The 14,232-nt window shown below is 68.9% G+C and carries 12 protein-coding genes; 11 read left to right on the forward strand and 1 reads right to left on the reverse strand.

Annotated features, from left to right (window positions below):
- The 3 genes from cysS (at nucleotide 1) to CR157_RS18810 (ending at nucleotide 3,307) form a co-directional block, all read left to right on the forward strand.
- On the forward strand, nucleotides 1-1,422 hold the full coding sequence (cysS, locus tag CR157_RS18800; RefSeq protein ID WP_110285073.1) for a cysteine--tRNA ligase: 1,422 nt from the start codon (nucleotides 1-3) through the stop codon (nucleotides 1,420-1,422).
- Nucleotides 1,423-1,640: 218 nt separating this feature from the next.
- Nucleotides 1,641-2,987: a type II toxin-antitoxin system HipA family toxin gene (locus tag CR157_RS18805; RefSeq protein WP_110285074.1), complete on the forward strand. Its 1,347-nt coding sequence runs from the start codon at nucleotides 1,641-1,643 to the stop codon at nucleotides 2,985-2,987.
- Nucleotides 2,984-3,307, forward strand: coding sequence for a helix-turn-helix domain-containing protein (locus CR157_RS18810; protein WP_110285075.1), 324 nt, complete (start codon nucleotides 2,984-2,986; stop codon nucleotides 3,305-3,307). Before CR157_RS18805 ends, CR157_RS18810 begins: the two co-directional genes overlap by 4 nt.
- Here the strand turns inward: CR157_RS18810 and CR157_RS18815 are convergent.
- Nucleotides 3,253-4,290 (reverse strand): DUF1853 family protein, encoded by a 1,038-nt coding sequence (locus CR157_RS18815; RefSeq protein ID WP_110285076.1) that lies wholly within the window; start codon nucleotides 4,288-4,290, stop codon nucleotides 3,253-3,255. The two genes, CR157_RS18810 and CR157_RS18815, sit on opposite strands and share 55 nt — an antisense overlap.
- A gap of 92 nt (nucleotides 4,291-4,382) precedes the next feature.
- Here CR157_RS18815 and osmF point away from each other — a divergent pair, with 92 nt between their 5' ends.
- From osmF to CR157_RS18855, 8 genes are all read left to right on the forward strand, one after another.
- The gene (gene osmF, locus CR157_RS18820) at nucleotides 4,383-5,294 is read left to right on the forward strand and encodes a glycine betaine ABC transporter substrate-binding protein OsmF (RefSeq protein WP_110285077.1); all 912 of its coding nucleotides are present in this window, start codon (nucleotides 4,383-4,385) and stop codon (nucleotides 5,292-5,294) included.
- Nucleotides 5,295-5,302: 8 nt separating this feature from the next.
- Complete coding sequence (locus tag CR157_RS18825) at nucleotides 5,303-6,469, forward strand: ABC transporter permease (RefSeq protein WP_110285078.1); 1,167 nt, start codon at nucleotides 5,303-5,305, stop codon at nucleotides 6,467-6,469.
- Nucleotides 6,466-7,410: an ABC transporter ATP-binding protein gene (locus CR157_RS18830; RefSeq protein ID WP_110285079.1), complete on the forward strand. Its 945-nt coding sequence runs from the start codon at nucleotides 6,466-6,468 to the stop codon at nucleotides 7,408-7,410. The genes CR157_RS18825 and CR157_RS18830 overlap by 4 nt, the downstream gene beginning before the upstream one ends.
- Complete coding sequence (locus CR157_RS18835) at nucleotides 7,403-8,158, forward strand: ABC transporter permease (protein WP_240567524.1); 756 nt, start codon at nucleotides 7,403-7,405, stop codon at nucleotides 8,156-8,158. Before CR157_RS18830 ends, CR157_RS18835 begins: the two co-directional genes overlap by 8 nt.
- A 206-nt stretch (nucleotides 8,159-8,364) precedes the next feature.
- Nucleotides 8,365-9,579, forward strand: a complete 1,215-nt coding sequence (locus tag CR157_RS18840; protein ID WP_110285080.1) for a thiamine pyrophosphate-dependent dehydrogenase E1 component subunit alpha — start codon at nucleotides 8,365-8,367, stop codon at nucleotides 9,577-9,579.
- A gap of 1 nt (nucleotide 9,580) precedes the next feature.
- Entirely contained in the window at nucleotides 9,581-10,558 is a 978-nt protein-coding gene (locus CR157_RS18845) for an alpha-ketoacid dehydrogenase subunit beta (protein WP_110285081.1), read from the forward strand.
- Nucleotides 10,559-10,587: 29 nt separating this feature from the next.
- On the forward strand, nucleotides 10,588-12,201 hold the full coding sequence (locus CR157_RS18850) for a dihydrolipoyllysine-residue acetyltransferase (protein ID WP_110285082.1): 1,614 nt from the start codon (nucleotides 10,588-10,590) through the stop codon (nucleotides 12,199-12,201).
- A gap of 162 nt (nucleotides 12,202-12,363) precedes the next feature.
- Nucleotides 12,364-14,214 (forward strand): protein kinase domain-containing protein, encoded by a 1,851-nt coding sequence (locus tag CR157_RS18855; protein ID WP_110285083.1) that lies wholly within the window; start codon nucleotides 12,364-12,366, stop codon nucleotides 14,212-14,214.
- Nucleotides 14,215-14,232: the final 18 nt, after the last annotated feature.

The raw sequence follows: 14,232 nt of genomic DNA on the forward strand, positions 1-14,232 counted from the left end.
ATGCAGATCTACAACACGCTGACGCGTCGCAAGGAAGCCTTCACGCCCATCGAGCCGGGCCGGATTCGCATGTACGTCTGCGGCATGACCGTCTACGACTACTGCCACCTGGGCCACGCCCGGGTGATGGTGGCCTTCGATGTCATCACCCGCTACCTGCGCTGGCGCGGCTTCGATGTCACCTATGTGCGCAACATCACCGACATCGACGACAAGATCCTCAGGCGCGCCGACGAGAACGGCGAGTCGATCGATTCGCTCACCGAGCGCATGATCGCCGCCATGCACGAGGACGAGGCGCGGCTCTTCGTGCTGCGCCCGGATCACGAGCCCCGCGCCACCGGCCATATCGGCGAGATCGTCGCCATGATCGAGACGCTGATCGCCAAGGACTACGCCTATGCCGCGGACAACGGCGACGTCTACTACCGGGTGCGCCGGTTCGAGGGCTACGGCAAGCTCAACAACCGCGACCTCGACGAGATGCGCGCCGGCGCCAGGGTCGAGGTCGACGAGCACAAGGAGGACCCGCTCGACTTCGTGCTGTGGAAGGCGGCCAAGCCGGGGGAGGCCAGCTGGCCATCGCCCTGGGGCGAGGGGCGTCCGGGCTGGCACATCGAGTGCTCGGCGATGTCGACCTGCTGCCTGGGCGAGACCTTCGACATCCATGGCGGCGGGCCGGACCTGACCTTCCCCCACCATGAGAACGAGATCGCCCAGAGCGAGGCGGCCACCGGCAAGCCCTACGTCAACACCTGGATGCACGCCGGGGCGGTGCGGGTGGACCAGGAGAAGATGTCCAAGTCGCTGGGCAACTTCTTCACCATCCGCGAGGTGCTCGAGGTGCACGACCCGGAGGTGGTGCGCTACCTGCTGGTGGCGAGCCACTACCGCAGTCCGATCAACTACGCCCCGGAGTCGCTCTCGGAGGCGCGCAAGTCACTGGAGCGCTTCTACAACTCCCTTGAAGGCGTCTCGCTCGAAGGGCTGGCGCTCGAGGGCGCCGCAGCGGCCGAGGACGGGGTGGACGGTCGTTTCGAGGCGCGCTTCACCGCGGCCATGGACGACGACTTCAATACGGCGGAAGCGCTCTCGGTGCTCTTCGACCTGGCTCGCGAACTGAACCGGGCCAAGAAGGAGGCTCCCGGGCAGGCGCCGGCCCTGGCCCATGAGCTCAAGCGCCTGGGTGGGGTGCTGGGGCTGCTCACCCAGGACCCGGCGGCCTTCCTCAAGGGCGGGGCGGGGGAGCTGCCGCTGAGTGAGGCCGAGATCGAGGCGAGGATCGCGGCCCGTGCCGAGGCCAAGAAGGCGAAGGACTTCGCCACGGCCGATGGCATCCGCGACGAGCTGGCCGCGCTCGGCATCATCCTCAAGGACGCCCGCGAGGGCACGACCTGGGTCTACGAGCAGCCCGCCGACTGACCCGCCCCCTGCCGCCTTGGCCACGACGCCCGGCGCCATCGACAGGATGGGCCGGGCGTTTTGCTGTCAGGCCGTCTGCCAGGGAAGAGGGATAGCCTGGAAGGGGGAGCAATATTCCGCTCAAAAAAACTCGGATGCGTAGTTTTGGGGAATTATTTTTCTCAATATTGCCGCGAAGGCTATAATATGAGCAGAATAACTCACATCGATGGCCGGCCATGCAACTGACGCTACAACTCTATCTCGCACATCGCTGGCAGGATGCCGCCGTGCTGGAGTTCCCCGAGCCGGAGCGGGGCACCCGCGGCCGGGTCCGGCTGGGTTACCTGCAGGACCATGCACTGGAGTGGATGTTCCGTGACGATGAGCATGCCTGCAGCTTGACGCTGCCGGTGGAGCTGATGATGAAGCACCAGGCTCCGCGCTGGTTCGGCTTTCTCGAGGATATCATGCCGGCCGGCGCCAGCCGCCGTTACTGGGTCGAGCATCTCGGGCTCCAGGACGTACCGGTCGGCCAGCAGGACATGGCGCTGCTGAGGTACGGCACCATCGCCCCGGTCGGCAACCTGCGCATCAAGGAAGCCGTGCCGGAGGCTCCTGCCGGTTCCCGGTTGCCTCAACGGCGCTTCAGCCTGGCCGATGTCGTCGAGCGGCATGCGGACTTCCTCGAATATGCTCAGCAGATGGGGGCGGCCAGTGGCGGTGCCACCGGAGCCGGTGGCGAGGCCCCGAAGCTACTGCTGCGCCTGGGCCAGGGCGAGCAGGTGTGGATCGACACCTGGCAGGATGATCCCCGACAACCGGATCCGCATTACCTGGTGAAGTTTCCCCGCGGCCGCCGCAGCCAGGATGACTGTGACATCCTGCGCACCGAGTATCACTACTATCAGGAGTTGGCTTCTCTCGGTGTCGACACCATCGATACGGCTGCCATGCGCCTGATCGAGGGAGAGCGTTACCCGTCGCTGTGGTTGCCCCGCTTCGACGTCGAGATGCGTCCGGGGGGGCTGGTTCGTTGCGGACTGGAATCCATCTATGCCCTGGTCGGGGCCGCCCCCGGCACCCACTTGAACCACTTTACCGTGATTCGGCGGCTGGTCGAGCTGCTCGATGCCCAGTACCGCGTGGTGGAGCTTGGCGAGACGTTCGACAGGGAAGCCTTCGTCATCGAATGGGTCAAGCGCGACCTGCTGAATGTTGCCTTCGGCAACTCGGATAATCATGGACGCAACGCGGCGTTGCTGAAGCGACCGGAAGGTATCTGGCACTCTCCCGTCTTCGATTTTGCTCCCATGAAGGCCGACCCGGAGGGCGTGACGAGAACCACGCGCTGGGGCTCTCCCTTCGAGGAAGGCGGCGAGTTCGACTGGCAGGCCATCAGCGAGGCACTGGCCGACCTGGCGTCCCCCGCTCGGATGCTGGATGAGCTCATGGCCACGGCGGCAGGACTCGTGGGCCTCAGGGATCGCTTGCAGGACCGAGGGGTGCCCGAGCGTATCCTGACCATGCCGGCCGTCGGGTTGCGAGCGCTGGATGAGCGGCTCGGTCGCTGGAGGCTGGCATGAAGCGTCGCGAGCATACGCCGGACGAGCGCGAAGCCAGGCTGGTGGCCCTGACGCGACAGCTGTTCGACGGCGAAATCAGCGAAGGGCAGCTGCTTCGAACCCTGCGCCGCGAGGTACTGGGGTTCTCCCAGGAGGACTATGCGCGCCTCGTCGGCGTCAGTCGCCGCACCCTGTCGGACATGGAGGGGGACAAGGGGAACGTCTCGCTCGGCGTGATGAATCGCGTCTACCGGCCGCTCGGATTGCGGGTCGGGCTGATACCCCGTCAGTCGGCACTGCTCGAACGGCTACTTGGGCCAGACGAAGGCGCTACCGGATGAGCGGGGCGGGCATCGCGGTTCGGGGGAAGCGGAATCTGCCGCGGCCAGTCGTCGTCGACCAGGAAGAGGCGCTGCTTGCCGCCGCCCCTTCGTCCGAGCATGATCTGCACCGGTGGGGCGGGCTGGCCGAAGTGCTGTGCCAGCTGCGACTCGAGCTCGCGCAGTGGCAGCAGGTCGCCGGGACGGGGCAGGGCGAACCAGTGGGGCTTGCGCAGCCAGGCACCGCGGGTGCCGCGGGGCAGGCCGTCGCGGAACCGCCGCCAGTCGCGCCAGAACAGCCAGGTGCCGCGCAGGTGATCGACGGTGGCTTCTTCGGGTGGCGGCAGGTGGGTGTGCCAGGGGTAGAAGAGCACCCCGGGGATGGCCAGCCGTCGATGGAGCGCCGGCGCCCGGCTGGTGCCGGACATGTCGGGCTGCATCAGCGCGCGGATGGCCTCCCTGGCCTCGATGGTCTCGGTCAGGCGCAGTTGATGCTGATGCAGGTGCTCGCGCTTGGTAGCGAGGCTGTCGGCACCGCCGGGGCCGATCCAGCGTGCCTGGTCGGAGGGCGCCCCGGGGCCCTCCGGCAGGCCGAGATAGAACTTGATGGCGACTTCCAGGTGGACCGGTGTCGGATCCCCGCGATGACGATAGAGCAGGTCGAGCTCGCCCAGCGTCACCTTGTCCCGATGGATGCGCAGGTTGTGGGCCAGCAGCCGGGTGCCCGGTGCGGTTTCCAGCAGGAACTGCCAGAGGCATTCGTGGTAGAGGCCCATGCGGCCCCTGAGCGTCGCGCCGATACGGTGCGCCAGTGCGTCGGGGTTCGCCTCGAGCGCGTCGAGCCAGCCGGCCAGGGCCGCGTCGTCGGCGAGTCCCAGCTCGGCGCGGGTCGGTCGCCCGGTCCAGGGCATGTCGAGCAGGTCGGGGGCCAGCAGGACCCAGGCCAGGTCCCGGACCAGCGGGTCATGGCAGCGATCGAGCAGGTCGAGGGGCGACGGGATCATGATCGGGGGTTCCACGTTGAGTCCGCTGTCTGACAGTCAAGCTATACAGGCCTTATACTCCGGCTACAGTCACCAGCATACGGGTGGTACGCATGAACCGCACCCTGAACGGACTCGCGGCGCTGGTCGCCGGCACCTTCCTGACGCTAGCCACGGTTCGGGCCGATGATCCGGTCACGGTCTCCTCGAAGATCGATACCGAGGGCTCGGTGCTCGGCCAGCTGATCCTGCAGCGGCTCGAGGCCGGCGGCATCGAGGTGCAGGATCGCCTGCAGCTGGGTGGCACCAGCATCGTGCGCCAGGCGCTGCTGGCCGGCGAGATCGACCTCTACCCGGAATACACCGGGAACGGGGCCTTCTTCTTCGACATGACCGACAGCGACGTCTGGCACGATGCCGAGCGGGCCTACGAGACGGTGCGCGAACGCGACGCCGACAACGGCCTGGTGTGGCTGACGCCGGCCAGTGCCAACAACACCTGGGCGATGAGCGTGCGCGGCGACCTGGCCCGGGAACATGGGCTCGCGACCCTCGAGGACCTGGCCGACTACCTGGCCGATGGCGGGGAGTTCAAGTTCGCCGCCAGCGCCGAGTTCGTCGAGTCCGAGCAGGCGCTGCCCGCCTTCCAGCAGGCCTATGGCTTCGAGCTCTCCGACGCGCAGCTGCTGGTGCTCTCCGGCGGCAACACCGCCGCCACCATGCGTGCCGCCGCCCAGCAGACCAGCGGGGTCAACGCGGCCATGACCTACGGCACCGACGGCGGCCTCGGCGCCCTGGGCCTGGTGGTGCTGGAGGACAGCCTGGGCGTGCAGCCGGTCTACCAGCCCGCCCCGGTGGTGCGCGAGAGCGTGCTGGCGGCCCACCCGGAGATCGAGTCGCTGCTGGCCCCGCTCTTCGAGGCCCTGGACCTCGAGACCCTGCAGCGCCTCAACGGCGAGGTGGCGGTCGACGGCCGCGATCCGCGTCGGGTGGCGGCGGACTTCCTCGACGACCTGGACGATTGAGCGACGCCATGCGCCGGGAGGTGCTGCGACCCAATCGGGTGCTGCCACTGCTGATGCTGGTCGCCCTGGCCGCCTGGCTGGGGCTCGAGGCGGTCAGCGTGGCGCCCAACCGCATCGTGCCCGGTAGCGGCTTCCGCGCCCATGAGGTGGTCGGCTGGACCGGGGCGCTTGCCGGCTGCCTGCCGCTGCTGGCGGTGGCGGCCCTGGCCTGGCGTCCCACCACGGGGCGGCTGCGCCTGGTGCTGGCCCTGGCCGTGCTGCTGCTGATGGCGATGCCGGCCTGGCTGGGTCTCGCGGTGACGCGGCTCGTCGACCCGGCCCAGCCCCAGGCGCGGCTGGGCCTCGGCGGCGCCTTCTGGGTGCTGCTGTTCCTGCTGCTGCTGGCGCTGATCGAGCTGCGTGCCCGGTTGCGCCTGCCGCGGCTCGCGGGCTGGGGGCTGCTGGTGCCGGTGCTGCTCGCCTGGTGGCTGGCCCTGGCGTCCTGGCTGGAGCCCCTGGCGCTGCTGCAGGAGTATCGGGGGCGCAGCGACCAGTTCGCCGCGGCGGTGGGGTACCACCTCGGCCTGGTCGGGGCGGCGGTGGGGGCGAGCCTGGTGATCGGGGTCGCGCTGGCGCTTCTCATGCGCCGGCATGCCGGCCTGCAGAAGGCCGGCTTCGGCGTGCTCAACTTCCTGCAGACCATCCCCAGCCTGGCGCTGTTCGGCCTGCTGCTGGCGCCGCTGGCCTGGCTGGCGGCCAATGTTGGGTGGCTGGCGGCCCTGGGCGTCCGCGGCATCGGCTGGGCGCCGGCCTTCCTTGCCCTGGTCGGCTACAGCCTGCTGCCCATGGTACGCAACACCTTCGTGGCGCTGGAGGGCGTGGACCCGGCGGTGATCGAGTCGGCCCGGGGGATGGGCATGAGCCCTCGCCAGGTGTTCCTGCAGGTGCGCCTGCCCCTGGCGCTGCCGGTGATGCTCGAGGGGCTGCGCATCACCACGGTGCAGGCCATCGGCCTTACGGCCGTGGCGGCGCTGATCGGGGCCGGCGGCCTGGGCGGCTTCATCTTCCAGGGGCTGGGCCAGGCCGCCATGGACCTGGTGCTGCTGGGGGCCCTGCCGATCCTCGTCATGGCGCTGGTGGCGGACGCGCTGCTGGGGGCGCTGACCGAACGACTGCACCCCGGGGGGACGAGATGATCGAGCTGTTCGACGTGACCAAGCGCTTCGGCAGCGAGACGGCCGTGGACGGTATCTCGCTGCGCGTCGAGCGGGGCGAGTTCTGTGCCCTGGTGGGCACCTCCGGCTGCGGCAAGTCGACCACCCTGCGCATGATCAACCGCCTCATCGAGCACAGCGCCGGCGAGATCCACCTCGATGGCCAGCCGGTGCGCAACTTCGACGAACAGACCCTGCGCCGGCGCATCGGCTATGTCATTCAGAGCACCGGCCTCTTTCCCCACTGGACGGTGGCCCGCAACATCGGCCTGGTGCCGCGGTTGCTGAAGTGGCCCCGGGCCAGGATCCAGGCGCGGGTCGAGGAACTGATGACACTGCTGGGGCTGCCGATGGAGAGCTTCGCCGACAAGTATCCCCACCAGCTCTCCGGTGGCCAGGCCCAGCGCGTCGGCGTCGCCCGCGCCCTGGCCGCCGACCCCGAGATCCTGCTGATGGACGAGCCCTTCGGGGCGCTGGACCCCATCACCCGGGACGCGCTGCAGGAGGAGCTGCGTGACCTCCAGTCGCGGCTGCACAAGACCATCGTCTTCGTCACCCACGACATGGACGAGGCGCTGCGACTGGCCGACCGACTGGTGGTGATGGATGCGGGACGCATCGTCCAGCAGGGGGTGCCGCTCGACCTGGTGCGCGAGCCCGCCGACGCCTTCGTCGCCTCGCTGCTGGGCGGCGACGACCGCGGCTTCAAGGAGGCGGCGCTGACCCGGGTCGGCGCACGGATGCTGCCGCTCTCGCCGCGGCTGATCGCCAGGGCCCGGGTGCATCGCGAGGCCTCCCTGCGCCAGGCGCTGGCGGTGATGTTCCGCGAGCACGCCGACCGGCTCACGGTGGTCGACGACGAGGACATGCCGGTGGGGGAACTCTCGCTGCGGCGCCTGGTGGGGGCGCGGCCGCATGAGTGAGAGGGCGCTGGCATTCGGCCTCGCCGCCGCGCTGCGGCACTGGTGGTTGCCCCTCGTGTGGCTCGGTTTGCTGTTGCTGGCGAGCCTGGGCATGGCCGAGCTGGAGGCCGGGTTCCGCTGGCTCGAGCCGGACTCGCGCGAGGTGATCTACCGGCGTACCGACTTCCTGACCCTGCTCGGCCGCCACCTGCTGGTGGTGGGGGTGGCCTCGCTGCTGGCGGGCCTGGCCGGGGTGGGGGCGGCGGTGCTGGTCACCCGCCCGTTCGGCCGCGATTTCCTGCCGCTGGTCGCCCAGCTCGCCTCCATGGGCCAGACCTTTCCGCCGGTGGCGGTCTTGGCGCTGGCGGTGCCGGTGCTCGGTTTCGGCACCCTGCCGATCATCGTCGCCCTGGTGCTCTACGGCCTGCTGCCCATCGTGCGCAACAGCCTGGCCGGGCTCCAGGGCATCGACCCGGCGGTGCAGGAAGCGGCTCGCGGCATGGGCATGAGCAAGGGGCAGGTACTGCGACAGGTGGAGCTGCCGCTGGCCGCACCGGTGATCCTGGCCGGGGTGCGCACCTCGGTGACCATCAACATCGCCACCGCCGCGCTCGGGGCCACCGTGGGGGCGAGCAACCTCGGCGACCCCATCATCTCCGGCATCGTCAACGGCAACACCGCCTATATCGTCCAGGGGGCGCTGCCGATCGGGCTGCTGGCGCTCACCGCCGACAGCGCCTTCGAGCGGCTGCTGCGTCACCTGCGTTAGCCGGGACACGGTCGTTGCCAGTGTTTTCACTTGGATTTCGCCTCGGGACTAGCAAGATGGAGGCGTTTGATGGCATCTTACGTTAACGTCAACTGTTAGGCGTTGGCGGTGCGCTGGGGCAAACCTCTGGCGCCTGGCTACATTAGAGTCGACACTGCCCTCACAAGGGGCGGTAGCGCTCCTGCCACCACCCAAGGACCAGGACGATGACAACGACACAAGACATCCATTCGCCGGACTTCCTGGCCGGCGACGAGTTCACGATCCCCACCTTTCGCCTGCTGCAGCAGGACGGCACCCTGTTCGAGGGCGCCGAGGCGCCCGACCTCGAGCGCGACAAGGCGCGACGCATCTACCAGGCGATGGTCTTCACCCGGGTGCTCGACGAGCGCATGATGGCCGCCCAGCGCCAGGGGCGGCTGAGCTTCTACATGCAGTGCACCGGGGAGGAGGCCGCGGTGATCGGCGCCACGGCGGCGCTGGACGACGCCGACATGATCATGGCCCAGTACCGCGAGCAGGGCGCCCTGGCCTACCGCGGCTTCACCTTCGACGAGTTCATGAACCAGCTGTTCGGCAACGAGCTGGACTACGGCAAGGGGCGCCAGATGCCGATCCACTACGGGTCGCGCAAGCTCCACTACATGACCATCTCCTCGCCGCTGGCCACCCAGATTCCCCAGGCCACCGGCTACGCCTACGGGCAGAAGCTGGCCGGCGACGGCCACTGCACCACGGTATTCTTCGGCGAGGGGGCGGCCTCGGAGGGCGACTTCCATGCCGCCCTCAACATGGCGGCGGTGCACAAGGTCCCGGTGATCTTCTTCTGCCGCAACAACGGCTACGCCATCTCCACCCCCGCCGTCGAGCAGTTCGCCGCCGACGGCGTGGCGCCGCGGGCCTTCGGCTATCGCATGCACGTGATCCGTGTCGACGGCAACGACATCCTGGCGGTCTACCAGGCCACCCGGGAGGCCCGGCGCATCGCCGTGGAGGATAACCAGCCGGTGCTGATCGAGGCCATGACCTACCGCCTGGCGGCCCACTCCTCGTCGGACGACCCCTCGGGCTACCGCTCGAAGAAGGAGGAGGAGGCCTGGCGCGAGAAGGACCCCATCCTGCGCATGCGGCACTGGCTGAATGATCGCGACTGGTGGAGCGAGGACGAGGAGAAGGAACTCCAGGAGCGGCTGCGCCGCGAGGTGCTGGAGACCATGAAGCGCGCCGAGAAGCGCCCGCCGCCGCCGCTGGACAGCCTGGTCACCGACGTCTACGCCGACGTCACCCCGGCGCTGCAGCGTCAGCTCGATCACCTCAAGACCCATATCCGCCAGTACCCGGACGCCTACCCGCGAGGGGCGCGGTCGCTCGACCCCGACGTGGTCGCCGGCGATGACGCCGCCGTGAAGGGAGGGGAGTGAGATGCCGAAGATGAACATGCTGCAGGCGATCAACAACGCCCTGGACATCGCCATGGCCGAGGATGAGAAGGTGATCTGCTTCGGCGAGGACGTGGGCTTCTTCGGCGGCGTCTTCCGTGCCACCAGTCATCTGCAGGAGAAGTACGGCAGGGCGCGCTGCTTCAATACGCCGCTGGTCGAGCAGGGGATCATCGGCTTCGCCAATGGCCTGGCCGCCCAGGGATCGGTGCCGGTGGCCGAGATCCAGTTCGCCGACTACATCTTTCCGGCCTTCGACCAGATCGTCAACGAGACGGCCAAGTTCCGCTACCGCTCCGGTGACCTGTTCAATGTCGGTGGCCTGACCATCCGTGCGCCCTATGGCGGCGGGATCGCCGGCGGCCACTATCACTCCCAGTCGCCGGAGGCCTACTTCGCCCACACCCCGGGCCTCAAGGTCGTGGTGCCGCGCAACCCCTACCAGGCCAAGGGACTGCTGCTCTCGGCGATCCGCGACCCCGACCCGGTGCTGTACTTCGAGCCCAAGCGGCTCTACCGTGCCTCCACCGGCGAGGTGCCCGAGGAGGACTACCAGCTGCCCATCGGCGAGGCCGAGGTGACCAAGGAGGGCGCCGACATCACCCTGCTCGGCTGGGGCGCGCAGATGGAGGTGATCGACCGCGCCGTGGAACTCGCCGAGAGGGAGGGCATCTCCTGCGAGGTGATCGACCTGCGCTCCATCCTGCCCTGGGACGAGGACACCGTCGTCGAGTCGGTGCTCAAGACCGGCCGCCTGGTGATCACCCACGAGGCGCCGCTGACCGGCGGCTTCGCCGGCGAGATCGCCGCTACCGTCCAGGAGCGCTGCTTCCTGTACCTGGAGTCGCCCATTGCCCGGGTGACCGGCCTCGATACCCCCTTCCCGCTGACCCTGGAGAAGGAGTACATGCCGGACCATCTGAAGATCTTCGAGGCGATCAAGGCCACCCTGGCCTATTGACGACCGATATCCGGACAGGAGAGGACGAGATGAGTGACTTCATGCTGCCCGATATCGGCGAAGGTATCGTGGAATGCGAAGTGGTCGAATGGCGGGTCGCCGAGGGCGACGCCATCGAGGAGGACCAGCCCGTGGTCGAGGTGATGACCGACAAGGCGCTGGTGGAAATCACCGCCCCGGAGGCGGGGCGGGTCACCCGGCTCTACGTACCCAGGGGCGAGATCGCCAAGGTGCACGAGCCGCTGTTTGCCTACGAGAGCGAAGGTGAAGTGGAAGCCGCGAAAGCCCAGGACGAGCGGCAGACCGCTGCCGTGGGGAAGCCGACGCCTGCCGGGGCGGAACCGTCGTCTGCGCCCGTTGCCGCCGCCAAGGATTTCATCCTCCCCGATATCGGCGAGGGGATCGTGGAGTGCGAGGTGGTCGAGTGGCGGGTCGCCGAGGGCGACGCCATCGAGGAGGATCAGCCGCTGGTCGACGTCATGACCGACAAGGCGCTGGTGGAGATCACCGCCCCCGAGGCGGGCACCATCAGCCGGCTGCATGTGCCCAAGGGCGAGATCGCCCGCGTGCATGCGCCGCTGTTCGCCTATGTGCCGGCGCGGGCCGGGGAGGGCGAAGGTGCCTCGGCGGAACCGCCGGCGTCGACCGGGCGTCCGGCGGAACGCGCCGCGCCCGCGCCCGTGACGGCCGCGCCGGTGGCCACCGGCGGGCGCGGCCCCTATGGTCGCATTCCCGCCAGCCCCGCGGTGCGTCGCCTGCTACGCGAGCACGGCCTGGCGCTGGAGGCGGTGCCCGGCTCGGGCAAGGATGGCCGGGTGCTCAAGGAGGACGTGTTGCGCGCGCTCGACGCGGGCGGTGTCGAGCCGGGGCGGCCCGAAACGGCCGGGGCGGCGCGTCCGGCAGCCGACGAGGCCGCCCGCGAGATGCCGGCGGGCGGCGAGGTCCGGGTGGAGCCGCTGCGCGGCATCCGCGCGGTCATGGCGCGGCGCATGGTCGAGGCGGCCACGACCATTCCGCACTTCCAGTATGGCGAGGAGATCGATGTCACCGCGTTGCTGGCGTTGCGCGAGCGACTCAAGACCGCGGCCGAAGCGGGGAACACACGCCTGACGCTGATGCCCTTCTTCATGAAGGCCATGGCGCTGGCGGTGCGCGAGGAGCCGATCCTCAACGCCCGGCTCGATGAGGCGGTCACCGAGATCCACTACCAGTCGTCGGTCAATGTCGGCATGGCGGTGGACAGCCGCGCGGGGCTGATCGTGCCCAACGTCAAGGGCGTGGAGCGGCGCACCCTGCTGGACGTGGCCCGCGAGATCCAGCGCCTGACCGGCGATGCCCGCGAAGGCAAGGTGGCCCAGGCCGACCTCAAGGGGGGAACCATCAGCATCTCCAACATCGGTGCCCTGGGCGGGACCTATGCCGCGCCGATCATCAATGCGCCCGAGGTGGCGATCGTCGCCATCGGCAAGAGCCAGTGGCTGCCGCGCTTCGACGCGCATGGCGAGGTGACCCGGCGGGCGATCATGACCGTCACCTGGGCCGGCGATCATCGCATCATCGACGGCGGCACCATTGCCCGCTTCTGCAACGCCTGGAAGGGGTACCTGGAAGCGCCGGAGACGATGCTGCTCCATCTTGGATAGCACCGCTGGCACGGGGCCCTATGGGGTCAGACCCCGGCCTCTTCACCATGGCGGTCATGGTGCACTTCGCCAGCGGATCCGGCACCGCCGGGGTCTGACCCCATAGGGGCGACCTCGGCGCCAGTTTTCCGCCGCCCCGTTCGTCTCGAGTGGTGAAGTTCCATGACCCATGCCCCGCTGCAGCAGTTCTATATCCCGGAAGAGCAGTCGATCTACCTGCTCAGTCACGACGACGCCCGCAAGCTCAAGGAGTGGGTGGCGCTGTGTCAGGCCCAGCTCGAGCAGCTGGGCTACCGGGACATCGAGCTGATCGGCAAGGGGGCCTACGGCTTCGTCTTCGCCGGGGTGACGGCGCTGGGCGACGAGTACGTCTTCAAGTTCACCCGGGTCAACCTGCCCCAGCACCTGCAGGACCGCCTCGAGGAGGAGGCCTTCATGCTGGAGCAGGTCGACCACCCCCGGGTGCCCAAGCTGATCGCCTACCAGCGCGTGCGCCACCAGTCGATCCTGGTGATGCAGCGGGCGCCGGGGATCAACCTGGAGGAGGTCTCGCTGCGCGAGGGGCGGCTGTCGCCGCGCCTGGTGGTGCGCATCGCCGACCAGCTGGCGGATATCCTGCGCGGGCTCCGGCGCGAGTCGGGCCCGGCGGGCAGGCCGGTGGTGCACGGCGACATCAAGCCCTCCAACCTGGTGTTCGACGCCGCCACCGAGCGCATCGCCTTGATCGACTGGGGCTCCTCGGTGTTCGCCCAGCTCGATGCCAACCAGCAGTTCGTGGCGGCCAACGTCATGGAACTGATGTCGGACAACCTGCAGCAGACCAACGCCCGCCTGGGCGATGTCTATTTCATCGGCGAGGAGCAGTTGAACGGCGCCCTGTCGTCGCCCCGCTTCGACGAGCAGGGCGCCGCCGGCACCCTCTACGCCCTGGCCTCGGCCCAGTCCTGCCGCTTCGGCCACCGGGCCATTCCCGCGACCTCCCTGGGGCTGCCCATGGAGTTCGCCCGCATGCTCGACGGCATGCTCGACCCGGATCCGCGGGTGCGCCTGAAGGCCGGCGATCACTTCATCCGCGAGATGCCCAGGCTCGCGCGGCTGGTGATGCTCGACCTGCCCGAGCCACCGCCGACCGCGCTGGTGCCGGTCTGGGGGCGACCGGCGAGCCGCGAGATCGACACCGTGGTCTACAGCTCGCGCAAGGCATTCCTGCGCGAGGAGGGCGGTCGCGAGACGCTCAACGACGTCAACGACGTCCAGCTCGACCGCTACTACAGGAACTTCATGCAGGGCATGGGCGAGACCGAGAAGGCCTTCCTCGCCGCGGTGAGCCGGCTGGGTCGCTACCCGGTGGTGGGCGGGCTGGCGGTGCGCTGGGAGGTCGACGGGGTCTATATCGACACCTCGCTCAACCTGCACGACCCGTCGCTCAAGCCGGCCTTCGTCGCCGCGGTGAACAACATGGTGCACCTGGCCCGGGCGATCTATCGCCAGGGCATCTTCAAGAGCTGCCTGTTCAACGCCCGCGATACCCTGCACCTGGACCGCGAGGGGCCGGACCGCCCCTTCGTCGTCGAGCCGGGCATGCGCCTGGCCTACGAGGTCAGCGCGGTGCCCGAGCTCGAGGATCGCAGCCGGCTGCACAGCTACTTCGAGGACGGGCCCGACCCGGAGGAGTTCCTGGTGCTGCCCGAGGCGATCATCGCCTCGCTGGAGGCGCTCAACGACATCCACCACACCGGCATGATCATCTTCGAGGCGCTACCCGAGCACCTCAAGATCCACAGCTATTACCGGCTGCTCGACCCCTCCCGGGAAGCGGAGTTCCGGCGCCGCCTCGAGGACATCCTCGCCGCGGTGGACCTGATCGAGGGGCTCGGTGTGTCGGGCTTCATGAAGATGCCCTACAAGGACACCCGCTTCTTTCCCCATGTGGAGCGCCAGCCGGAGCGCTTCTATCCCCGCGACCCCCGAGCGGTGCTGGCCGAGACGGCGGCGGGCCCGCGCGGCGTGTAGTGGCCGGTCATCGGGGAC

This window comes from Halomonas sp. LBP4 (assembly GCF_003202205.1).
Lineage (GTDB): Bacteria > Pseudomonadota > Gammaproteobacteria > Pseudomonadales > Halomonadaceae > Halomonas > Halomonas flagellata.